Raw genomic sequence first — 19679 nt, 5'->3', positions numbered from 1 at the left:
CTGCGTCCTCAGACGGGGCGCTGCAGCTTGCAGCTGTCCAGCGCCGAGAGGGCCTTCGCGCGGGCGGAATCGTTGAAGTAGCCCGTGGTCCGGTAGGCCTCGATCTCGGCGGCGTCGAGGCTGCGCAGGGTCTGCTTGGCGTAGCAGCCGCAGGGGCGCTCCAGGGACGCCTCGGGGGCGCTGGTCATGCGGGCCTGGACGATCGTGCAGGCGTGGCGCACGCGGCCTTCGAGATTGGCCTTGCTGGCGGTCTTGAGGGCCGGATCCGGCTCGTACTGCTGGAAGGGGGCCGAGGATCCGCCCGCGAGGGCGGCGGTCGCGCCGAGGGCGAACAGGCCGGTCGCGATCAGCAGGGGCAGGCGGCGCATCGTCATGGTCGGGGTCGTCCGAGAGCTGAGGTTGGCTAAGCTCGGCTGTTGGACGCTTCCGGGCTCCGTCCCGTCAAGGACGGCCCGGTCACACCCGGCGGCATTCCCGATGCCGCCGGGTGCGGTGCGTGACGATGGCGGGTCGGTGTGCCCAACCCGCCACCGACCGTCGCCTCAGGCGGCGATATCGGAATCCTTGAAGAACTGCGCGATCTCGATCTTGGCGTTCTCGGCGCTGTCTGAGCCGTGCACGGTGTTCTCGCCGACGGACTCGGCGAACTTCTTGCGGATCGTGCCCTCGGCGGCCTGGGCCGGATTGGTCGCACCCATCACCTCACGGTACTTGGCCACCGCGTTCTCGCCCTCGAGAACCTGGACCACCACCGGGCCGGAGGTCATGAAGGTCACGAGCTCGCCGAAGAACGGGCGCTCCTTGTGCACCTCGTAGAACTTCTCGGCCTGCTCCTTGGTCATGCGGATGCGACGCTGGCCGACGATGCGGAGGCCCGCCTCCTCGATCACGGCGTTGACCGCGCCGGTCAGGTTCCGCCGCGTCGCGTCGGGCTTCAGGATCGAGAAGGTGCGCTCGGTGGCCATGGTGCGTCCGGTCTGTCTGTGGAAAAGGTTTGCGGCACGCCGGGAGGCCGGACGCGCCGCGGCAGCGAAAATTTCGCTTCGGCGCCGGGCTTATAGCGGGCGCCCCCCCGTGTCTCAAGCGGCGTCCCGGAACCGGCCGGTCCAAGCGCGGCCGTGGCTCTGCCGCAACACGGCCGAAAAATCGCCCGATTGCGACGGCCTAGTCGCGCACCAACCGACTTCGTCCACCCCTCGGGCGTCCGCGACGCCCCAATCCCGGAGACGAACCATGCGACTCGCTCTCAGCGCCAGCCTGCTTCTCGCCGGCCTCACCGCCGCCGCCGCCGACACCGCGAAGGATCCGTCCGGCACCTGGCTCACCGGCGACGGCCGCGCCAAGATCCGGATCGATCGCTGCGGGCCCGGTCAGAAGCTCGTCTGCGGCAAGGTCGTCTGGCTCAAGACGCCGACCTTCGACAACGGCGCTCCCCGCACCGATCTCAAGAATCCCGACCCGAAGAAGCGCGCGCGGCCGGTGATCGGCCTGCAGCTCATCGAAGGCCTCAAGCCGGACGACGAGAAATACACCGGCGAACTCTACAACATCGAAGAAGGCAAGATCTATACGGTCAGCCTGGAGCGCGAGAGCGAGGCCGAACTCAACGTCTCGGGCTGCATGCTCAAGATCCTGTGCGGATCCCAGACCTGGACCCGTGTGCCGGACGTGAATCAGCAGGCGGCGAACAAGAACTGAGCGCCTGTCAGATCGCTGCGAGGCCGCGCTGCACCGCCGGCCTCGCCAGGATGCTCTCGAGCCATCGCGCCACGTTCGGCAGGGTGTTGATGTCGACGCCCTGCTTGAAGTTCAGCTTCGCCCAGGTGAACGTCGCGATGTCGGCGATGGAATAGTCGTCGGCCAGGAAAGCGCGGCCCTCGAGGCGTCGTTCCAGCACGCCGTACAGACGCTTCGCCTCTGCGGTGAACCGGTCGATCGCGTAGGGCAGCTTCTCGGGCGCGTAGATCTTGAAGTGGTGCGTCTGCCCGAGCATCGGCCCGAAGCCCGCCACCTGCCAGAACAGCCACTCGTCGACGAGGACGCGGGCGCGCTCGTCGGCCGGATAGAACTGCCCGGTTTTCCGGCCGAGATACTGCAGGATCGCGCCTGATTCGAAGACCGAGATCGGCTGTCCGCCGGGACCCTCCGGATCGACGATGGCCGGGATCTTGTTGTTGGGTGAGATCGCCAGGAAATCGGGAGCGAACTGCTCGTTCTTGGCGATATCCACGGGAACGATGCGGTAGGGGAGCCCGCACTCCTCCAGCATGATCGGGATCTTCCAGCCGTTCGGCGTACTCCAGGTATGGACGTCGATCGGCCGCCCGGACACCGCTGCCATGCTCTGTCTGCTCCTGGACCCAATCGTCGGCGGTGCGATGGTCCTCCGCCTTTTCCGGACAACCCCGACAGTGAAGACGATTTCCCGGCCACGCTCAAGGGCATCCCGAGAGCGGGCCTGAGGATTCGACACGGCGTGGCGGCAGCTGTTGGCGGCTGCGGCGCCGGGCTTGCCGTCTCCCGGGGCGAGCGGCGAGACTGCGTCTCGGGCGTCGCAACGACGCCCGAGGGGGAATATCCGATGATCGATCGTCTCGTCAGGATCGCGATCCTGTCCGTGCCGCTGCTCGCCGCCCAGCCTGTCCTCGCCAAGGAGCCGGCCGCCAAAGAGTCGACAGCCAAGGCGCCGCCGGCCTCCGAGGCGCCCTCGGCGGCGCCGGCCTCGCCCGCAGCGAAGCAGCCGAGCCCCGGCCAGTCCGCCGCCCGCGACCGGCAGAAGACCTGCGGCGCCGAATGGCGCGCCCTGACCGACGCTCAGAAGGCCGCGCAGGGGCCGAAATGGCCGCAGTACTGGAGCAAGTGCAACAAGCGGCTGAAGGGCGGCGATAAAGCCTGAGCCGGTCGCGAACCGCAGCGCTTCTCGATTGTTCAGACATCCGCGGCGGGGCGGCGGGAAAGGCGAGGACATGTTGGACCTTCATCCGTCCCCACGGGCGGCGGACGGCGCACCGCGCCGGGTCCGGCATGGCTGAGGCCCCCGTCGCGCCCGCCGCGGATCCGTCGGCCGGGTCGCTTCTCGACCGCGCGGTGGCGTTCCTCGATGCCTGGGTGCCCAAGCCGGCGGCCTGGGCCTTTGCCCTGCGCATCTGGATCGCCATGATGCTGGCGCTGGCGATGGCCTTCTGGCTCCAGCTCGACAGCGCCTCGTCCGCCGCCACCTGCGTGGCGATCCTCGCCCAGCCCAAGCGCGGACAGGCCATTTCCAAGGCGGTGTACCGCCTTCTCGGCACGCTCATCGGGGCCGCGGTGTCGATCGTCTTCATGGCCCTGTTCGGGCAGGACCGGGTGCTTCTGCTCCTCGGCTTCACCGTCTGGCTCGGCCTCTGCGTCTTCGTCGCCCAGTACCTGCAGGACACACGGGCCTACGGCGCCATGCTGTCCGGCTACACCGTGGCGATCGTCGCCCTGGGCCAGATCGACGACCCGCAGGGCACCTTCGACGCCGCCGTGTCCCGCGTCGCCGTGATCGTTCTCGGCATCGTCGTGATCACCTTCATCAACGACGCCCTCGCCTCCCCGAGCACGTGGCGGGCGCTGCTGCCGCAGCTCCGCAAGGGCTGGGACGACACGCGGAGCTATGCCCGGGAGACGCTGGAATCCGGCGATCTCGGCGCGACGCGGACCGCCGCGCTGATCCGCACCATCGCGCCGATGCGGGCCGATGCCAGCGCCATCGCGGGGGAACTCGACGACGGCCGGTTCCGTGCGGCCGGCGCGCGCAGCTGCATCGCCGCCTTGTACGCGATGGCGGCCGCGATCCGCAGCGTGGCGGCCGCGGCCGCGTGCCTGCGCCATCCGAGCCCGGCGGTCGCGGAGGCGATGGCGATCTGCCGAAGGGTGGCCGACGCGCCCGATCCCGATGCCCTCGATCGCGACGACGAGCGCCTGCGCGATCTGGTCGACTCCGCGATCCGGGACGGGAACCGGCCCCTCGACGAGGTGGTGGTTCTCCAGCGCGCCCTCGACTTCGTCTGTGCGGCGACCTTCGCGCAGGACGGCATCCGCGCGGTGGCGGACGGCCACGAGCCCCTGCGCGACGCCCGGCTGCCGACCCATCGCGACTTCCCGGTCGCCCTCCGCGGCGCCCTGCGGGTCGCTTTGAGCTTCGCCGTGACGGCCGCCGCCTTCGTGGCGCTCGGCCTGCCGCAGGCCTCCTTCGCGCTGGTCCAAGTGGCCGCCACCGCGGCCCTGTCCTCCGTGACGCCGGATCCGAAGAAATTCGCCAACGGGGTCGTCATCGGGATGACGCTCGCGGCGACCCTTGCGGGCATCGCCCGCTTCGCGCTCCTGAACGGTGTCCAGGGGTTCCCGATGCTGGCGATCGTCATGGCGCCGGTGATCTTCCTCGGCTGCTTCCTGTCGCTGAACCCGAAGACCTTCGGCATCGGCTTCATCCTGATCGTGTTCTTTCCAGTCCTGCTCGGCCCCTCGAACCCGCAGACCTACGACGCCCTGACCTTCCTGCTGAACGCGTTCCTCGTGGTCGCGGCGGCCGTGATCCTGTCGATCGTCGTCCGCCTGGTCCTGCCGGTCACGCCCGCGCAGCAGCGGGGCTTCGCCCTCGATTCGGCCCGGCGGGCGCTCGCCGACGCGCTGATCGGCCAGGGAGGCGATGCCACCACCCGCACCAGCCTGAATGCCGACCGGCTGTTCCAGTTCGCCGGCTACAGCTCGGGGAGCGGCGCCGTGCGGCGGGCGAACCTGCATCACGCCTTCGCCCTCGCCCGTCTGGAGGCCGCCGCCGCCCGGGCCCACGCGGAGCTGCGCCGCCTCTGGTCCATCGAGGCCCTGCGCGGCGCGATCCCGCGGGCACGGGACGCGTTGGCTTCGGGCAACGATCGCGGGCTCGAGACCGCGGCGCGTGACCTGATCCGCGCCGCCGCCGGCCAGGGCCGGGCCGTGCGGCTCACCACCGCCCGCGCGGCCAGCGATCTCGTCACCGCATCACGGACCATCACCCGCCACCGGCGATTCCTCCATCGCCTCGACATCGCGCTCTTCTGACGGGCGACTTCTTCCGGGGTTACCATGCACGAGGACATCCATGTCGGCGGGGTGCTGGTCACGGCCTTCGTCGCCTATGCCCTGGCGGCGTTCGTGATCCTGATCATCCTGCGCTTCGCCTTCGCGCGCCTCCGCTTCAGCCGCTACGTCGCCAACGCCCCGCTCGCCGAGGCCGGCCTCTACGTCTGTGTTCTCGCCCTCCTGATAGCGTTCATCTGATGCCCGACACGACCGCCGACGAGGACGATCCGAAGCCCGCCGCCCGCGACGATGCGCCGGGGCGGCGCGATCCGTTGCCCGCGATCCCGCGCCGGGGCCGAGCCGCCAAGATCTTCCGGCTGGCGGCCACCGGCGTGATCCTGCTCGCCGCGATCCTGGCGGCGGCCTTCGTCTGGGAATTCTACGTGGCGGCGCCCTGGACGCGCGACGGCACGGTCCGGGTGCAGGTCGCCAACATCGCGCCGCAGGTCGCCGGGCAGATCGTCGAGGTCCGCGTCCAGGACAACCAGACCGTGCGCAAGGGCGACGTCCTCTACGTCATCGACCCGATCGACTTCGAGGTCGCGGTCGCGTCGGCGGATGCCGAGGTCAAGAACCGCGAGGCCGACCTGCAGGTGAAGAACGCCCAGTCGGCCCGGCGGCAGGCGCTCTCGACGGTGTCGACCTCCGTCGAAGAGAAGCAGCAATTTGCCGGCGCGGCCAAGATTGCCGAGGCGGCGCTGGAGAGCGCCCAGGCGCAATTGCGGCAGGCCAAGGTCAACCTGGAGCGCACCCGGGTGACATCCACCGTCAACGGGCGGGTCACGAACCTGCTGATGCGCGTCGGCGACTATGCCCGGACCGGCACCGCGAACATCAACGTGGTCGACACCGATTCCTTCTGGATCGACGGCTATTTCGAAGAGACCAAGATGTCCAACATCCGGGTCGGCGACAGCGCCGACGTGAAGCTGATGGGCTTCGATCCGCATCTCACCGGGACGGTTCACAGCATCACGCTGGGCATCTCCACGGCCAATGCCGCTGCGAGCACGCAGGGGCTGCCGGACGTCAACCCGGTCTATACCTGGGTGCGCCTCGCCCAGCGGGTCCCGGTCCGCATCCGCATCGACCATGTTCCGCCGGGCGTCCCGCTCATCGCCGGCATGACCGCGACCGTGTTCGTCAACGGCGGCCGCGGCCCGGCGCCCAACTGGTTCATGGACCTGCGCGACCGGGTCTCCGCCCTGACGACGCCGGCAGCCGGACCCACCGCGGCGGCCGATCAGAGGTGAATCGCCGCGCCGCTGCGATCCCGATGGCCGGTGATGCGGTTTCCCGGAGACACCACCGCGTGGGAGACTCCGATGAACCGATGGCTTGGACTCGCCTGCCTCCTGCTGACCGCAGGGCCCGCCGCGGCCGCGCCCCTGAAGGCGGCGGTGTTCGACTTCCAGTTCTCGAAGCTGTCCCCGGTGCCGACCGATGCAGCGGACGCCGCGCGCCTCAAGCGGGTGAGCGCCGAACTGCGCGCTCTGCTGGAGAGAAAGGGCCTGTACATCGTGATCTCGACCGATCCGGTCCGGGCGGCGGTCGCCAAGAGTGCGGACCTGCGGCGCTGCAACGGCTGTGCGGATGACTTCGCCCGCGAACTCGGCGCCGACGTCGCCATCACCGGCGAGGTGCAGAAGGTCTCGAACCTGATCCTCAACCTGAACGTCTACGTGAAGCCCCTCACCGGCGACGCGCCCGAGCGGGCCTACAGCGTCGACCTGCGCGGTAACACGGACGAGTCCTTCGACCGCGGTATTCGCTTTCTCGTCGAGAACACTATGGGTGCCGGCAAGTAACGCGCCCCCCAGCCGATATTTTGCAGCGCCGAAGGATCGATCCAAGTGATTGATGGGCTTGGCGCTGCACTGCGATCCCCCCGCGATGTCGTGCGAGGTGCCGCTGTGCCGGCAAAATGGCTATTGACGGCTCGGCAAGACAGGCGCAGTCTCCACCTGTGCTTGGCGAAAGCCGGCACCGACCGGACGGAAACCTTGACGGTGTCAGGTTTCGTAAGACGTCCGGTTGCCGGAAGCTGGAGGAGACAGGGATGACTCCACCGCAGCGGAAAGCCGCCTAGACGGTTCAGGGACAGGTTCGGCCCGGAACTTAGCGGCAGCACACGGACAGCCGGACGGACGCGGCTCCAGGGGCGCAGAAGCGGCCAATTATGGCGCGCCTTCGAACACGCAAAATGCCCCACTTTGAGCCGTTCCGCCGCGGTTTCCCTAAGACAGAAGCTGCTGGTCCATTGCCTGCCCGGCCTCGCCGTGGCGGGATTTCGTCGTCGCCCCGAGGGCGGCCGGCTCACCGCCTGTCTGCGCGGAGCTGAGCCCACCGGTGGTCTCGTCCGCCGGTCAGGCCGGAACCGCGTAGCTGAGCCCGGAAGGCAGGCCTGCCGTCACGACGCGATCTTGCACCGACGGTGGTTCGAGCGCCCGGGCGCCCCGTCCGCGCTCCGGGTCAATCGGCCTGCGATGTCGCCGCGCCGATGGCTTGGCCGACGCGCGATATCCCAGAGCTGGCCCGCTTCGCGCCGCTCGGGCCATCGGGTGTCAATCGATCCCGAGCTTCGCCTTGAGCAGCGCGTTCACCGCCGCGGGATTTGCCTTGCCGCCCGTGGCCTTCATGGTCTGGCCGACGAACCAGCCCAGCAAAGTCGGCTTCTCCTTGGCCTGGGCGACCTTGTCGGGATTGGCCGCGATGATCTGATCCACCGCCGCCTCGATGGCGCCCGTGTCGGTCACCTGCTTCATGCCGCGGCTCTCGACGATGGCGCGCGGGTCGCCGCCCTCGGTCCAGACGATCTCGAACAGGTCCTTGGCGATCTTGCCGGAGATCACGCTTTCGCCGATCAGGTCGATGATCGCGCCGAGCTGGTCCGCCGAGACAGGCGTCGATTCGATGGACAGGCCCTCCTTGTTGAGGCGGCCGAACAGCTCGTTGATCACCCAATTGGCCGCGGCCTTGCCGTCCCGGCCCTTGGCCACCGCCTCGTAGTAGTCGGCGGAGGCACGCTCGGCGACCAGCACGCCGGCGTCGTAGGGCGAGAGGCCGAACGCGGAGACGAACCGTGCCTTCTTGGCATCCGGCAACTCGGGCAGCCCCTCGGCCAGGGCGTCGACATAGGCCTGGTCGAATTCGAGCGGCAGCAGGTCGGGATCGGGGAAGTAGCGATAATCGTGCGCCTCTTCCTTGGAGCGCATCGAGCGCGTCTCGCCCTTGGTCGGGTCGAACAGGCGCGTCTCCTGGTCGATCTTTCCACCGTCCTCGAGGATGGCGATCTGGCGCCGCGCCTCGGTCTCGATCGCCTGCCCGATGAAGCGGATCGAGTTGACGTTCTTGATCTCACAGCGGGTGCCCAGCGGCTCGCCGGGGCGGCGCACCGAGACGTTCACGTCGGCGCGGAGCGATCCCTTCTCCATGTCGCCGTCGCAGGTGCCGAGGTAGCGCAGGATCGTGCGCAGCTTGGTCACGTAGGCCTTCGCCTCCTCGGAGGAGCGCAGGTCGGGCCGGGAGACGATTTCCATCAGCGCCACGCCCGAGCGGTTGAGGTCGACGAAGCTCCGGGTCGGGTCCTGATCGTGCAGCGACTTGCCGGCATCCTGCTCAAGGTGCAGGCGCTCGATGCCCACGGTGATCGACGCACCGTCGGGCAGATCCACGAGAACTTCGCCCTCACCGACGATCGGATCCTTGTACTGCGAGATCTGATAGCCCTGGGGCAGATCCGGGTAGAAATAGTTCTTCCTGTCGAACACCGACCGCAGGTTGATCTTGGCCTTCAGGCCGAGGCCGGTGCGCACCGCCTGGGCCACGCATTCCGCGTTGATCACCGGCAGCATCCCGGGCATCGCGGCATCGACCAGGGAGACGTGGTCGTTGGGTTCCCCGCCGAACTCCGTCGAGGCGCCGGAGAACAGCTTCGCCCGGCTGGACACCTGGGCGTGGATCTCCATGCCGACGATCACCTCCCAATCGTGGAGGCCGCCCTTGATCAGCTTCTTGGGGTCGACGGGTGCGTTCATGGTCGTCCGGGCCGAGAAAAGGAGCTTGGCGTGATCCCCCCACCCACGCCCTCATCCTGAGGTGCTGCGCAGCAGCCGCGAAGGAGGGCTCCAGGGATCGCGCGGCCGGCTGGAGGCCTCCATCGAGGCCCGCTCACGCGGGCACCTCGGGACGAGGGCGCGGGTGGGCGTGGATGTCGTCCGGTCACTTACGGGCGGCGTCGCGAAAAGATCAAGCGCGGCGTCTGACCGCCTGCCGGGCGCCGTAGCCGAGGATGGCCCATAGTAGAGCCGCGACGGCGCGCACCGGGAAAAAGGTCGGGCCGTCGCGGGTGATCGGCGCCGGCCAGGGGATGCCGGCGGCGCTGACCGCGTAGGAGAACAGCACCGAGAATCCGAGCGCCGCGATCGCCGCGATGAAGACCTTGCCGAACTGGCTGGCGGTCCAGCCGAGATAGACCGCCACCACGATCAGCGCGGGGTCGAACCCGGCCCAGATCCAGATCGTCCAGGGGTAATAGGGGACGGTCATGACCACCACGGCTCGGGCAGGACGGTGCGGCCCGCCGCTTCCTCGATCACCTGCGCGACCGCGAACAGCGTCTCCTCGTCGAAGGGCCGGCCGATGAGCTGGAGCCCGAGGGGCAGGCCCTGGCCATCGAGCCCCGCCGGCACGGCGATGCCCGGGAGGCCCGCCATGTTCACCGTCACGGTGAACACGTCGTTGAGGTACATCTCCACCGGGTCGGCCGAGGCCTTCTCGCCGATGCCGAAGGCGGCCGACGGCGTCGCCGGCGTGAGGATCGCGTCGACTCCGGCGGCGTAGGCCGCCTCGAAGTCACGCTTGATCAGCGTGCGGATCTTCTGCGCGCGGACGTAATAGGCGTCGTAGTAGCCGGCCGAGAGCACGTAGGTGCCGATCATGATCCGGCGCTTTACCTCGCGGCCGAAGCCGGCGGCCCGGGTGTTCTCGTACATCCCGGCGATGTCCTTGCCGGGCACGCGCAGGCCGTAGCGGACGCCGTCGTAACGCGCCAGATTCGAGGAGGCTTCCGCCGGGGCCACGATGTAGTAGGCCGGCAGCGCGTAGGCGGTGTGCGGCAGCGAGATCTCCCGGATCGTCGCACCGGCAGCCTTGAGCCACGCGGCGCCCTCGTCCCAGAGCTTCTGGATCTCGGCGGGCATGCCGTCGACCCGGTACTCCTTCGGGATGCCGATGGTGAGGCCCTTCACGCCGCGCGACACGGCCGCTTCGAAATCGGGCACCGCCAGGTCGGTACAGGTCGTATCCCGGGGATCGGGGCCCGCCATGGAGCCGAGGAGGATGGCGCAGTCGCGCACCGTCCGGGCGATCGGGCCCGCCTGGTCGAGGGAGGAGGCGAAGGCCACAGTACCCCAGCGCGAGCACCGCCCGTAGGTCGGCTTGATCCCCACCGTGCCGGTGAAGGCGGCGGGCTGCCGGATGGAGCCGCCGGTATCGGTCGCGGTGGCGCCGAGGCAGAGTCGCGCGGCGACCGCCGCGGCGGACCCGCCCGAGGAGCCGCCGGGCACGATCTGCGTGTCCGATCCCTTGCGCCGCCAGGGCGAGACCACGTTGCCGTAGGCGCTGGTCTCGTTGGACGAGCCCATGGCGAATTCGTCGAGATTGAGCTTCCCGAGCATCACGGCGCCGTCGCGCCACAGATTGGCCGACACGGCCGATTCGTAATGCGGCTCGAAGGTTTCGAGGATCTTGGAGCCCGCCGTGGTCGTCACGCCGTGCGTGCAGAATAGGTCCTTGATGCCGAGGGGGATGCCCTCGAGGGGGCGGGCCTCGCCCGATGCGATCTTCCGGTCGGAAGCCTCGGCCATCGCCAGGGCGCGGTCCGGGGTCTCCCGGATATACGCGTTCAGGACGCGGGCCTTGGCCATGGCGTCGAGATGCGCCTGGGTCAGCTCGCGGGCCGAGATCCGCTTCGCCTTCAGGGCATCGCGCGCTTCGGCCAGGGTGAGTTCGTTCGGATCCACGCTGTTCACGTCCCCGCGCGCGCTGTCGCACGCCTGCCCGCCAGAAATCCGGTCCGCAAGGTCCGGGCCGTCCTCGGCCTACTCGACCACCTTCGGGACCAGGAAGTAATTGTCCTCGGTCTCGGGCGCGTTGGCGACGACGTCGGCGGCGCGGCCGCCCTCGGTGACGACGTCCTCACGCTTCTTCATCGCCATCGGCGTCACCGAGGTCATCGGCTCGACGCCCGTGACGTCGACCGTGCCGAGTTGCTCGACAAAGGCCAGGATGGCGTTCAGCTCGCCCTGCAGCGGCCCGACTTCGTCGTCGGTGACCGCGATCCGCGCCAGATGCGCGATGCGCCGAACCGTCTTCTCGTCGACCGACATGCCGTCCCGTTCGTCCCTGCCCGGGAGCACTCTCCCGAAGTCGGTCGGGCTATAGCATCGGCGCTCGACGCGCTGCAACGCGGGTCGAAGCGGACGGGAGGCCGGCGTGCCGGAGCAGACGAAGGCCGGCCCGGGCGCCGCCACCGGGACCGAACCCGCAGGCCGACAGACGGATTGGGTCGATCAGGTCACGACGTGGTGGGGCGTAACCGACATCTCGATGGTGATTCCCGGTTGCCGGACCGGCTGGATCATGGCTTGGGTGAAGCCCGCGACCAGGATCTCGAAGGCGAGGAGCAGCATCCAGCGGTGCTTGCGCGGCATCGCCCGCCGATATCCGGACGGTGCGGAACAGGAGAGCTGGCCGTTCGTCGACAAGGCGGGCCCCTACAGTGTGGTTTAACGGAACATTAACCTACCTAGACGCGAACGGCTCCGCGCGCACCGGGGGCGATCTGCGCAGGAGCTGAAGCCTGTGGACGGTGGAGCGGGATCGATGTGGAAGCAGGTTTTCGCGGATCTCGCGCCGGGCTTCGTGCCGGACGATGGGGCTCTCGACCGTGCGGCGGCGGATCTCGGCTTTCCGCTGCCGGCCTCCTATCGCGCCTTCTGCCGAACCTGCGGCGTCGGCCTCGCGGGGGGACAGTTCCGCATCGCCGTGCCGGCGCCGTTCGCGGCCTGCGATCTGGTGACCCAGGCGGGGCTCATCGCCCACAGCGTCGGTGCCGCCGTCGCCATGTTGGAAGAGGGCGCGGAGCCGCACCGCTTCGATGTCGAGGGCGGCGAAGCGAGCGTCGTCGAGCGCGCCTGCTTCTTCGGCGCGGGCGAGGATGGCAGCTTCCTGTTCTGGGACGTCTCCGGGACGGACGGCGAGTACGACGTCTGGCTGCTCGCGCCCGATCTGGAGACGGTGCGGTTCGGCGGCGAGAGCCTCGACGATTTCTTCACCCGGGTCGCCGCACCGTCCGCGGCGCTGGTTCTGGGGCCGGGCGCGGAGCCCCTCCCCGCCCGGTTCGAGGGTATTGCCGAGGCCACCCTGGCGCGCACCGAACAGGCGGAGTCATGAACTTCGACGCGATCCGCGCCTTCGCGGCCGAGTCCCGCGGCGGCGCCCGGCTGATCGGCATCGATCTCGGCACCAAGACGATCGGGCTCGCCCTGTCGGATCTCGGCCGCCAGATCGCGACACCCCTGGAGACGATCCGCCGGGTGAAGTTCACCCCCGACGCGCAGCGGCTCGCGACCCTCTGCCGGCAGCACGCGGTCGGCGGCCTGGTGGTCGGGCTGCCGCTCAACATGGATGGCAGCGAGGGGCCGCGGGTGCAGTCGACCCGCGCCTTCATGCGCAACCTCGCGCCGATCCTCCCCCTGCCCCACGTCTTCTTCGACGAGCGTCTCTCGACCGCCGTGGTCACTCGCGCGCTGATCGAGGCCGACGCCTCCCGGGCGCGGCGCGGCGAACTCGTGGACAAGCTCGCCGCCGCCTACATCCTGCAGGGCTGCCTCGACGTCATGCGCAATCTCGCCGACGCCGATGCCGACACCGAGGACGATTTCCTCAGCGACTGACCAGGGAAACCGTGCCGCTGCCGTGGCGCTCGATCCGTCCGTCGAGCTCCAGTTCCAGCAGCACGCTCTGCACGGTCCGGGCGCCGACCCCGGCGCTCCGGGCCAGTTCGTCGGTGCCCACCGGGCTCGGGCCGAGCAGGGCGACGATCCGCGCCCGGTCATCCGCGGGCTGGGGCGGCTCGTCTTCGCAGACGGGGCGGCCGGCAGCCTCGCGGTCGGGCCACAGCGGGATCGGATCGCAATCCGCGCCGTCCGCGTCGAGCTCGATCTCGTCCCAGAAATCCGGCTGCTCGGCGAGGTCCGGCCGACCGCGCGCCGGCGCCGCCTCCGCGTCCGGGCCGCGCTCGATGATCGGGCCCAGCACCTCGACGACGTGGGCGACCTCGGAGACGAGGGTGGCGCCCTGGCGGATCAGGTCGTTGGTGCCCTCGGCGCGCGGGTCCAGCGGCGAGCCCGGGACCGCGAAGACCTCCCGATTCTGCTCCAGGGCGTAGCGCGCCGTGATCAGCGAGCCGGAGCGGCGGGCGGCCTCGACCACGACGGTCCCGTAGGACAGGCCGGAGATGATCCGGTTGCGCCGCGGGAAGTCGCGTCCGCGGGGCTCCCAGCCCATGGGCATCTCGGCGAGGACGGCGCCGCCCTCCCCCAGGATCGCCTCGACCAGGGCCGCGTGGCTCGCCGGGTAGATCCGATCCTGGCCGCCCGCCATCACGGCGATGGTTCCTGTCGGAAGGCTGGCCCTGTGCGCCCGGGCGTCGATCCCGCGGGCGAGGCCCGAGACCACCGTGAGGCCGGCCTCCCCGAGGCCGCGGGCCAGCCGCTCCGTGAAGGCGAGCCCTGCCGTCGAGGCGTTGCGCGAACCGACGAGCGCAACGGCCGGCCGGTTCAGGATGCCGGCGCCGCGCAGGGCCAGGAGCGGCGGCGCCGCGTCGACCTGCGCGAGGAGCCGGGGGTAGTCCGCCTCGCCCGTGGCGATCAGCCGGCCGTCGAGGCGGGCGAGCGCCGCGATCTCGGCCTCGGCTTCGCTGCGCGTCGGAGGCGTGATCCGCCGACCCTGGCGGCCTGCGAGATCCGGAAGGGCGTCCAGGGCGGCCGCCGCGCCGCCGAACCGGTTCACCAGCCTCCGGAAGGTGCGCGGCCCGACGCCCTCGGTCCGGATCAGCCGCAGCCAGTCGAGCCGCTGCGCGTCGGTGAGCTGCATGCACTTCCCCAAGGTCCGCGCGTGGCGCGCGTGCGCTCAGCCTTTCTGGCCGATGCGCCCCTCGGTGCCGTTTGCGAGCCGGCGGATGTTGGGCGCGTGCTTCCACCATAGCAGCACGGCCAAGATGAGGAACAGCAAAGCTTGGGTCGGCGCACCGAGAGCCCACAGGGCCAAGGGTGTCGCCGCGGATGCCGCAAGTGCCGCCAGCGACGAATACTTGAGCGCGAAGGCGAGCCCGAGCCAGATCGCTGCAAAGAGACCGAGCGCCGCGGCATTGAAGGCCAGGAGCACGCCGATGAAGGTCGCGACACCCTTGCCGCCTTTGAATCCGAGCCAGATGGGGAACAGGTGCCCCAGGAACGCACCGAGCCCCGCGGCGAGCGCCGCACCCTCGCCCAGGTTCTTGGCGAGCAGGACGGCGACAGTTCCCTTGAGGGCGTCACCCAGCAGGGTCGCCGCGGCAAGGCCCTTGCGGCCGGTCCGCAGCACGTTGGTGGCGCCGATATTGCCCGAGCCGATGGCCCGCACGTCGCCGAGGCCGGCGAATTTGGTCAGGATCAGCCCGAACGGAATCGAGCCCAGGGCGTAGCCGAGGGCGAGGCCGCCGAGGGCGGCCGGGGTCGCGAGATCGGGAAGCATCATGCGGCGGCCGCGAGATCGTCGACCGCGTGGACGATCCGACCACCGACCAGCGTCAGCACCGCCGCGCCCTGGAGGCGCGCCTCGTCGAACGGGGAATTCTTGGAGCGTGACTTCAGCCGGCGCTTGTCGAGGACGTAGGGGAGATCGGGATCGATCAGGACCAAGTCGGCGGGGGCACCGACCGCCAGCCGGCCAGCCTCGCGGCCGAGGATCCGCGCCGGGTTCGCGGTGAGCGCGGCGATAAGCTTGGGCAGCGCCAGGTCGCCGGTATGGACGAGGCGCATCGCGGCGCCGAGCAGGGTCTCGATGCCCAGTGCCCCATCCGCCGCCTCGGCGAAGGGCAGGCGCTTGGTCTCGACGTCCTGCGGGTTGTGATCCGACACGACGACGTCGATCACACCCTCGTCCAGGGCGCGCACCACCGCCTGCCGGTCGGTCTCGTGGCGCAGGGGCGGCGAGAGCCGGCAGAAGGTGCGGTAATGGCCGATGTCGTTCTCGTTGAGGACGAGGTTGTTCACCGAGACGCCGCAGGTCACCGGCAGGCCGTCTTGCTTCGCCCGCCGGACGATCTCGACCGAATCGGCGCAGGAGATCATCGCCGCGTGGTAGCGGGCGCCGGTGAGCCGTACGAGGCGGATGTCCCGCTCCAGCATCACGGTCTCCGCCTCGCGGGGGATCCCCATCAGCCCGAGGCGCGAGGCGAGCTCGCCCTCGTTCATCACGCCCTCGGCGACGAGAGAGGCTTCCTCCACGTGCTGCACGATCAGGGCGTCGAAATCCCGGGCATAGGTCAGGGCGCGACGCAGCACCTGGGCGTTCGCCACGGCCCGCAGCCCGTCCGTGAAGGCGACCGCGCCGGCCTCCTTGAGCAGACCGAACTCGGTCATTTCCCGGCCGGCAAGCCCCTTGGTGATGGCGGCCGCCGGCAGGACGTTGACGCTCGCCGTGTCGCGGGCGCGGCGGAGCACGAAATCGACGATGGCCGGCTCGTCGATCACCGGGTTGGTGTCGGGCATGCAGACGAGCGTCGTGACGCCGCCCGCGGCCGCCGCGGCGCTCGCCGAGGCTAGGGTCTCGCGGTGCTCGGCCCCCGGCTCGCCCACGAAGGCGCGCATGTCGATCAGCCCGGGGGTCAGGACGCGGCCCGCGCAATCGACGCGCTTCGCGTCGGCGGGGGCACCCGGCGCCGCGCCGACGGCGATGTCGGCGATGCGGCCGTCCCGTACCAGCACCGCGCCGGCGGTCTCGCGGCCGGTTTCGGGATCGAGGAGGTTGGCGTTCGCCAGAAGATAGCAACTCACAGGGGCGCCCTCGCGGAAGAGGCCGGGCCGTCGAGGCGCATGGCGAGGCCGGCCGCCGCCATGTGCGCCTTCGCCTCGGCGACGCTCGCCTGCCCGAAATGGAAGATGGAGGCCGCCAGCACGGCGCTGGCGCCGCCCTCGGCCACGCCGGCCACGAGGTCGTCGAGGCCGCCGACGCCGCCCGAGGCGATCACCGGCACGGTGACGGCGTCGCTAATCGCCCGCGTCAGCGCGAGGTCGTAGCCGGAGCGGGTGCCGTCCTTGTCCATGGAGGTCACGAGCAGCTCGCCGGCGCCCTTCTCGGCCACCAGCCGCGCGAAGGCCACGGCGTCGATCCCCGTCGGGTCGCGGCCGCCATGGGTGAAGATCTCCCAGGCGGCCGGCGCGCCGGGCGGCGAGACGCGCTTGGCGTCGATCGCGACGACGATGCACTGCGCGCCGAACTTCTCAGCGGCCCGGGCCACGAGGTCGGGATCTTTCACGGCCGCGGTGTTGATCGCGACCTTGTCGGCGCCGGCCAGCAGCAGGGCGCGGACGTCCTCGACGGTGCGCACGCCGCCGCCCACGGTGAGCGGCATGAAGCAGGCCTCGGCGGTGCGGCTGACGATGTCGAGCAGCGTGCCGCGGGCCTCGCGGCTCGCCGTGATGTCGAGGAAGCACAGCTCGTCGGCGCCGGCCGCGTCGTAGACCTTGGCGGCCTCGACGGGATCGCCGGCGTCGCGCAGGCCCTCGAAGCGCACGCCCTTCACGACGCGCCCGTCCTTCACGTCGAGGCAGGGGATGATGCGGGTCTTCAGCACGGGCGCCGTCTCATATCGCAGGCCACAGACTATCACGCGGCCGGGCCGCGCGCCGCAGCGATCGCCGCCAGGGCCGCCTCCGGATCGATGCGGCCGTCGTAAAGTGCCCGGCCCGTGATCGCGCCGGCGATCAGCGCGCAATCCGGCTGCAGCAGCCGGTGCACGTCGTCGATCGACGCGAGGCCGCCCGAGGCGATCACCGGGATGCGCACGGCCTCTGCGAGTGCCAGGGTCATCTCGACGTTGAGGCCCTTCAGGATGCCGTCGCGGGCGATGTCGGTGTAGATGATCGCCGCGACGCCCGCGTCCTCGAACCGGCGCCCCAGCTCCTCCGCGGTCATGCTGGAGGTCTGGGCCCAGCCCTCGACCGCGACGCGGCCGTCCTTGGCGTCGATCCCGACCGCGATCTTGCCCGGATACTTGCGGGCGGCCTCCCGGACGAAGCCGGGATCGCGCACCGCCGCGGTGCCGATGATCGCCCGGGCGACGCCCTTGCTCAGCCAGCCCTCCAGGGTCTTCATCTCGCGGATGCCGCCGCCGAGCTGGACCGGGATCTTCACCCGCGCGAGGATGGCGTCGACGGCCTCCGCGTTCCGCGGCGCGCCCGCGAAGGCGCCGTCGAGATCGACCACGTGGAGCCAGGAGAAGCCCTGCGACTCGAAGATCGCGGCCTGCGCGGCCGGATCGTCGCCGAAGACCTTGGCCTGCGCCATGTCCCCCTGGATGAGGCGGACGCAACGCCCCTCTTTCAGGTCGATCGCCGGGTACAGGATCACGGGCGCTTCTGTCCTTCTTGCCTGGGCCGAACGGCGCTCACGGGCGCCAGTTCAGGAAGTTGGCGATGAGCGCGAGGCCCAGCCGCTGGCTCTTCTCGGGGTGGAACTGCGTGCCGGCGACATTGTCGCGGGCGACGAGGGCGGTGACCGGGCCACCGTACTCGGCGCGCGCCACCACGTCGTCCGGGCGTTCCGCATTGAGCGCGTAGCTGTGCACGAAGTAGGCGTGCAGCCCGTCGTCGCCGGTGGGAATGCCGGCGAGTAGGGGATGGTCGCGCTCGGTCCGCAGGGTGTTCCAGCCCATATGGGGGACCTTCAGGGTCGGATCCGACGGCCGGATCGGACCGACATCGCCGGGAATCCAGCCGAGGCCCGGCGTCGTGGTATATTCCAGCCCGCGGGTCGCCAGGAGCTGCATCCCCACGCAGATCCCGAGGAACGGGCGCCCCGCCTCGTGCGCGACCTGGGTCATCGCCTCGACCATGCCGGGGACGGCATCGAGCCCGCGGCGGCAATCCGCGAAGGCGCCGACACCGGGCAGCACGACGCGGTCGGCCGCGGCCACGACCTCCGGATCCGAGGTCAGGCAGATCCGCGCATCGCGCCCGCTTTCGCGGGCGGCGCGCTCGAAAGCCTTGGCGGCGGAATGGAGGTTGCCCGACCCGTAATCGATGATCGCGACGGTCTCGGTGCTCATGCGCGTCTCGCCCGGACTCTCACCGGGCGCCTTCCTGGGCGGGGAACAGCCCGATCACCGGCTCGGACCGCCGGCTGGGACCGCTCGGGAACGGGGCCCGCGGCGTTGTCGTGCTGGCTTCGAGCCAGCGGTTCAGGGCCCGCGCCTCGGCCTCCTCGGGCGTCGCGGCGATGACCGCGTCACGCGCCGGCCAGCCGCGCCGGGCCAGGGTCCAGCGGCGGAGGCTCGACGCTTCGAGGCCGATCAGCCAAGCGGCCAGCAGGGAGACGATCAAGCCGGCACCGGTCGGCAACCCGAGCACGAAGCCGGCCGCGGCCAATGCCACGAGGCCGACGAGGACGATCAGGGCGGCGAGCCAGAGGCGGTGAAACAGGAACCACAGCACCGTGAAGGCGAAGGCCGGCCAGGAAAAGCCGTCCCGCACCAGCACGGCCCGGTCGAGTTCGACCGACTCGCCCGGCCGCGCATCGGCCGGCAGGTGGAGCGTGTAGCTGCGCATCCGCATCGCGAAACTCCGACAGCGTGCGCCGCGACGGCCGCGTGGCCGATCCGGGCGCCCGGCGACAACAGGTCTACAGGGAGCCCTTGGTGGAGGGAACGCGCCCCTCCTCCCGCGGATCGATCGCCACGGCCTTCCGCAAGGCCCGGGCCAGCCCCTTGTAGCAGCTCTCCGCGATGTGGTGGGCGTTGTCGCCGTAGAGAGTCTCCACGTGGAGGGTCAGGCCGGCATTCATCGCGAAGGCCTGGAACCACTCGCGCACCAGCTCGGTGTCGAAGCTCCCGATCTTCTCCACGCGGAAGGCGGTGCGGAACACCAGGAAGGGGCGACCCGAGATGTCGACGCAGACCCGGGTCAGCGCCTCGTCCATCGGCAGGTGGATGTCGGCGTAGCGCGTGACGCCGCGCTTGTCGCCGAGTGCCTTGGCGAAGGCCTGGCCCAGGGCGATGCCGCAATCCTCGGCCGAGTGGTGCTGGTCGATATGCAGGTCGCCCACGACCTTCACGTCCAGGTCGAACAGGGCGTGCCGCGCCAGCAGATCCAGCATGTGGTCGAGGAAGCCGATCCCGGTGGCGATATTGGATCGCCCGGTCCCGTCGAGATGGACGGTGACCGCGATATCGGTTTCCGCGGTCTTCCGGCTGATGGAGGCGCTGCGCATTTCGGTCTGGACTTCGCGTCTGGGGCGGCCGCGGCCGCCCGCGCCTTCTAGAGGGACTC

At 70.3% G+C, this 19679-nt stretch carries 24 protein-coding genes; 8 read left to right on the top strand and 16 right to left on the bottom strand.

Annotated features, from left to right (window positions below; translation table 11 throughout):
• Positions 1–8 precede the first annotated feature (8 nt).
• Together ABIC70_RS13500 and ndk are read right to left on the bottom strand one after the other, a co-directional pair.
• Entirely contained in the window at positions 9–374 is a 366-nt protein-coding gene (locus ABIC70_RS13500; RefSeq protein ID WP_043383689.1) for a hypothetical protein, read from the bottom strand.
• 168 nt (positions 375–542) lie between these two features.
• Positions 543–965 carry a nucleoside-diphosphate kinase gene (gene ndk / locus ABIC70_RS13495; protein ID WP_043073092.1) on the bottom strand — a complete coding sequence of 141 codons (423 nt, stop codon included), beginning with the start codon at positions 963–965 and terminating at the stop codon, positions 543–545.
• A gap of 268 nt (positions 966–1233) precedes the next feature.
• On the opposite strand from ndk, the gene ABIC70_RS13490 reads away from it, so the two are divergent.
• Complete coding sequence (locus ABIC70_RS13490) at positions 1234–1698, top strand: DUF2147 domain-containing protein (protein WP_043347075.1); 465 nt, start codon at positions 1234–1236, stop codon at positions 1696–1698.
• A gap of 7 nt (positions 1699–1705) precedes the next feature.
• Here ABIC70_RS13490 and ABIC70_RS13485 read toward each other — a convergent pair whose 3' ends face one another.
• Positions 1706–2341: a glutathione S-transferase N-terminal domain-containing protein gene (locus ABIC70_RS13485; RefSeq protein WP_043347074.1), complete on the bottom strand. Its 636-nt coding sequence runs from the start codon at positions 2339–2341 to the stop codon at positions 1706–1708.
• Between the two features lie 240 nt (positions 2342–2581).
• Here ABIC70_RS13485 and ABIC70_RS13480 point away from each other — a divergent pair, with 240 nt between their 5' ends.
• The 5 genes from ABIC70_RS13480 (at position 2582) to ABIC70_RS13460 (ending at position 6893) form a co-directional block, all read left to right on the top strand.
• Entirely contained in the window at positions 2582–2896 is a 315-nt protein-coding gene (locus tag ABIC70_RS13480; RefSeq protein WP_053608680.1) for a hypothetical protein, read from the top strand.
• A 128-nt stretch (positions 2897–3024) separates the two neighbouring features.
• Entirely contained in the window at positions 3025–5064 is a 2040-nt protein-coding gene (locus tag ABIC70_RS13475; protein WP_354439908.1) for an FUSC family protein, read from the top strand.
• Positions 5065–5088: 24 nt separating this feature from the next.
• Positions 5089–5283: a DUF1656 domain-containing protein gene (locus ABIC70_RS13470; RefSeq protein WP_043347071.1), complete on the top strand. Its 195-nt coding sequence runs from the start codon at positions 5089–5091 to the stop codon at positions 5281–5283.
• Positions 5283–6338, top strand: coding sequence for an efflux RND transporter periplasmic adaptor subunit (locus ABIC70_RS13465; RefSeq protein ID WP_053608678.1), 1056 nt, complete (start codon positions 5283–5285; stop codon positions 6336–6338). The genes ABIC70_RS13470 and ABIC70_RS13465 overlap by 1 nt, the downstream gene beginning before the upstream one ends.
• 72 nt (positions 6339–6410) lie before the next feature.
• A complete protein-coding gene (locus ABIC70_RS13460) occupies positions 6411–6893 on the top strand; it encodes a DUF3280 domain-containing protein (RefSeq protein ID WP_354439907.1) in 483 nt (160 codons plus the stop codon).
• 756 nt (positions 6894–7649) lie between these two features.
• Here ABIC70_RS13460 and gatB read toward each other — a convergent pair.
• The 5 genes from gatB to ABIC70_RS13435 all read right to left on the bottom strand — a co-directional run bounded on the left by gatB (position 7650) and on the right by ABIC70_RS13435 (position 11798).
• Positions 7650–9122 carry an Asp-tRNA(Asn)/Glu-tRNA(Gln) amidotransferase subunit GatB gene (gatB, locus tag ABIC70_RS13455; protein WP_354439906.1) on the bottom strand — a complete coding sequence of 491 codons (1473 nt, stop codon included), beginning with the start codon at positions 9120–9122 and terminating at the stop codon, positions 7650–7652.
• A 211-nt stretch (positions 9123–9333) separates the two neighbouring features.
• Positions 9334–9633, bottom strand: coding sequence for a hypothetical protein (locus ABIC70_RS13450; RefSeq protein ID WP_043354732.1), 300 nt, complete (start codon positions 9631–9633; stop codon positions 9334–9336).
• Complete coding sequence (gatA, locus tag ABIC70_RS13445; protein ID WP_179698181.1) at positions 9630–11108, bottom strand: Asp-tRNA(Asn)/Glu-tRNA(Gln) amidotransferase subunit GatA; 1479 nt, start codon at positions 11106–11108, stop codon at positions 9630–9632. The genes ABIC70_RS13450 and gatA overlap by 4 nt, the downstream gene beginning before the upstream one ends.
• Positions 11109–11186: 78 nt before the next feature.
• A complete protein-coding gene (gatC, locus tag ABIC70_RS13440) occupies positions 11187–11474 on the bottom strand; it encodes an Asp-tRNA(Asn)/Glu-tRNA(Gln) amidotransferase subunit GatC (protein WP_043355468.1) in 288 nt (95 codons plus the stop codon).
• 183 nt (positions 11475–11657) lie between these two features.
• Positions 11658–11798 (bottom strand): hypothetical protein, encoded by a 141-nt coding sequence (locus ABIC70_RS13435; RefSeq protein WP_164706408.1) that lies wholly within the window; start codon positions 11796–11798, stop codon positions 11658–11660.
• 172 nt (positions 11799–11970) lie between these two features.
• Here ABIC70_RS13435 and ABIC70_RS13430 point away from each other — a divergent pair, with 172 nt between their 5' ends.
• Positions 11971–12540 carry an SMI1/KNR4 family protein gene (locus tag ABIC70_RS13430; RefSeq protein ID WP_053608675.1) on the top strand — a complete coding sequence of 190 codons (570 nt, stop codon included), beginning with the start codon at positions 11971–11973 and terminating at the stop codon, positions 12538–12540.
• Positions 12537–13043: a Holliday junction resolvase RuvX gene (ruvX, locus tag ABIC70_RS13425; protein ID WP_043355472.1), complete on the top strand. Its 507-nt coding sequence runs from the start codon at positions 12537–12539 to the stop codon at positions 13041–13043. The genes ABIC70_RS13430 and ruvX overlap by 4 nt, the downstream gene beginning before the upstream one ends.
• Here ruvX and dprA read toward each other — a convergent pair.
• The 8 genes from dprA to hisB form a co-directional block, all read right to left on the bottom strand.
• Positions 13033–14244: a DNA-processing protein DprA gene (gene dprA, locus ABIC70_RS13420; protein ID WP_179698179.1), complete on the bottom strand. Its 1212-nt coding sequence runs from the start codon at positions 14242–14244 to the stop codon at positions 13033–13035. The two genes, ruvX and dprA, sit on opposite strands and share 11 nt — an antisense overlap.
• A gap of 36 nt (positions 14245–14280) precedes the next feature.
• Complete coding sequence (plsY, locus tag ABIC70_RS13415; protein WP_053608701.1) at positions 14281–14883, bottom strand: glycerol-3-phosphate 1-O-acyltransferase PlsY; 603 nt, start codon at positions 14881–14883, stop codon at positions 14281–14283.
• Positions 14883–16187 (bottom strand): dihydroorotase, encoded by a 1305-nt coding sequence (locus ABIC70_RS13410; RefSeq protein ID WP_354439905.1) that lies wholly within the window; start codon positions 16185–16187, stop codon positions 14883–14885. The genes plsY and ABIC70_RS13410 overlap by 1 nt, the downstream gene beginning before the upstream one ends.
• Positions 16184–16987, bottom strand: a complete 804-nt coding sequence (gene hisF / locus ABIC70_RS13405) for an imidazole glycerol phosphate synthase subunit HisF (protein WP_012317478.1) — start codon at positions 16985–16987, stop codon at positions 16184–16186. The genes ABIC70_RS13410 and hisF overlap by 4 nt, the downstream gene beginning before the upstream one ends.
• 32 nt (positions 16988–17019) lie before the next feature.
• Positions 17020–17763: a 1-(5-phosphoribosyl)-5-[(5-phosphoribosylamino)methylideneamino]imidazole-4-carboxamide isomerase gene (hisA, locus tag ABIC70_RS13400; RefSeq protein ID WP_043351439.1), complete on the bottom strand. Its 744-nt coding sequence runs from the start codon at positions 17761–17763 to the stop codon at positions 17020–17022.
• Between the two features lie 37 nt (positions 17764–17800).
• On the bottom strand, positions 17801–18460 hold the full coding sequence (gene hisH / locus ABIC70_RS13395) for an imidazole glycerol phosphate synthase subunit HisH (RefSeq protein WP_043351441.1): 660 nt from the start codon (positions 18458–18460) through the stop codon (positions 17801–17803).
• A gap of 19 nt (positions 18461–18479) precedes the next feature.
• A complete protein-coding gene (locus tag ABIC70_RS13390; protein ID WP_455709730.1) occupies positions 18480–18959 on the bottom strand; it encodes a DUF2628 domain-containing protein in 480 nt (159 codons plus the stop codon).
• A 73-nt stretch (positions 18960–19032) separates the two neighbouring features.
• On the bottom strand, positions 19033–19620 hold the full coding sequence (hisB, locus tag ABIC70_RS13385; RefSeq protein ID WP_043755573.1) for an imidazoleglycerol-phosphate dehydratase HisB: 588 nt from the start codon (positions 19618–19620) through the stop codon (positions 19033–19035).
• Positions 19621–19679 lie beyond the last annotated feature (59 nt).

This window comes from Methylobacterium sp. 1973, from assembly GCF_040545035.1.
GTDB lineage: Bacteria > Pseudomonadota > Alphaproteobacteria > Rhizobiales > Beijerinckiaceae > Methylobacterium > Methylobacterium fujisawaense.
This window is presented reverse-complemented; position numbering and strand designations above follow the sequence as displayed.

Excerpts from the sequence above, each read along its gene's own strand:
- ABIC70_RS13500 (WP_043383689.1), bottom strand. The coding sequence starts at position 374 with ATGACGATGCGCCGCCTGCCCCTGCTGATCGCGACCGGCCTGTTCGCC.
- ndk (WP_043073092.1), bottom strand. The coding sequence starts at position 965 with ATGGCCACCGAGCGCACCTTCTCGATCCTGAAGCCCGACGCGACGCGG.
- ABIC70_RS13490 (WP_043347075.1), top strand. The coding sequence starts at position 1,234 with ATGCGACTCGCTCTCAGCGCCAGCCTGCTTCTCGCCGGCCTCACCGCC.
- ABIC70_RS13485 (WP_043347074.1), bottom strand. The coding sequence starts at position 2,341 with ATGGCAGCGGTGTCCGGGCGGCCGATCGACGTCCATACCTGGAGTACG.
- ABIC70_RS13480 (WP_053608680.1), top strand. The coding sequence starts at position 2,582 with ATGATCGATCGTCTCGTCAGGATCGCGATCCTGTCCGTGCCGCTGCTC.
- ABIC70_RS13475 (WP_354439908.1), top strand. The coding sequence starts at position 3,025 with ATGGCTGAGGCCCCCGTCGCGCCCGCCGCGGATCCGTCGGCCGGGTCG.
- ABIC70_RS13470 (WP_043347071.1), top strand. The coding sequence starts at position 5,089 with ATGCACGAGGACATCCATGTCGGCGGGGTGCTGGTCACGGCCTTCGTC.
- ABIC70_RS13465 (WP_053608678.1), top strand. The coding sequence starts at position 5,283 with ATGCCCGACACGACCGCCGACGAGGACGATCCGAAGCCCGCCGCCCGC.
- ABIC70_RS13460 (WP_354439907.1), top strand. The coding sequence starts at position 6,411 with ATGAACCGATGGCTTGGACTCGCCTGCCTCCTGCTGACCGCAGGGCCC.
- gatB (WP_354439906.1), bottom strand. The coding sequence starts at position 9,122 with ATGAACGCACCCGTCGACCCCAAGAAGCTGATCAAGGGCGGCCTCCAC.
- ABIC70_RS13450 (WP_043354732.1), bottom strand. The coding sequence starts at position 9,633 with ATGACCGTCCCCTATTACCCCTGGACGATCTGGATCTGGGCCGGGTTC.
- gatC (WP_043355468.1), bottom strand. The coding sequence starts at position 11,474 with ATGTCGGTCGACGAGAAGACGGTTCGGCGCATCGCGCATCTGGCGCGG.
- ABIC70_RS13435 (WP_164706408.1), bottom strand. The coding sequence starts at position 11,798 with ATGCCGCGCAAGCACCGCTGGATGCTGCTCCTCGCCTTCGAGATCCTG.
- ABIC70_RS13430 (WP_053608675.1), top strand. The coding sequence starts at position 11,971 with ATGTGGAAGCAGGTTTTCGCGGATCTCGCGCCGGGCTTCGTGCCGGAC.
- ruvX (WP_043355472.1), top strand. The coding sequence starts at position 12,537 with ATGAACTTCGACGCGATCCGCGCCTTCGCGGCCGAGTCCCGCGGCGGC.
- dprA (WP_179698179.1), bottom strand. The coding sequence starts at position 14,244 with ATGCAGCTCACCGACGCGCAGCGGCTCGACTGGCTGCGGCTGATCCGG.
- plsY (WP_053608701.1), bottom strand. The coding sequence starts at position 14,883 with ATGCTTCCCGATCTCGCGACCCCGGCCGCCCTCGGCGGCCTCGCCCTC.
- hisH (WP_043351441.1), bottom strand. The coding sequence starts at position 18,460 with ATGAGCACCGAGACCGTCGCGATCATCGATTACGGGTCGGGCAACCTC.
- ABIC70_RS13390 (WP_455709730.1), bottom strand. The coding sequence starts at position 18,959 with ATGCGCAGCTACACGCTCCACCTGCCGGCCGATGCGCGGCCGGGCGAG.
- hisB (WP_043755573.1), bottom strand. The coding sequence starts at position 19,620 with ATGCGCAGCGCCTCCATCAGCCGGAAGACCGCGGAAACCGATATCGCG.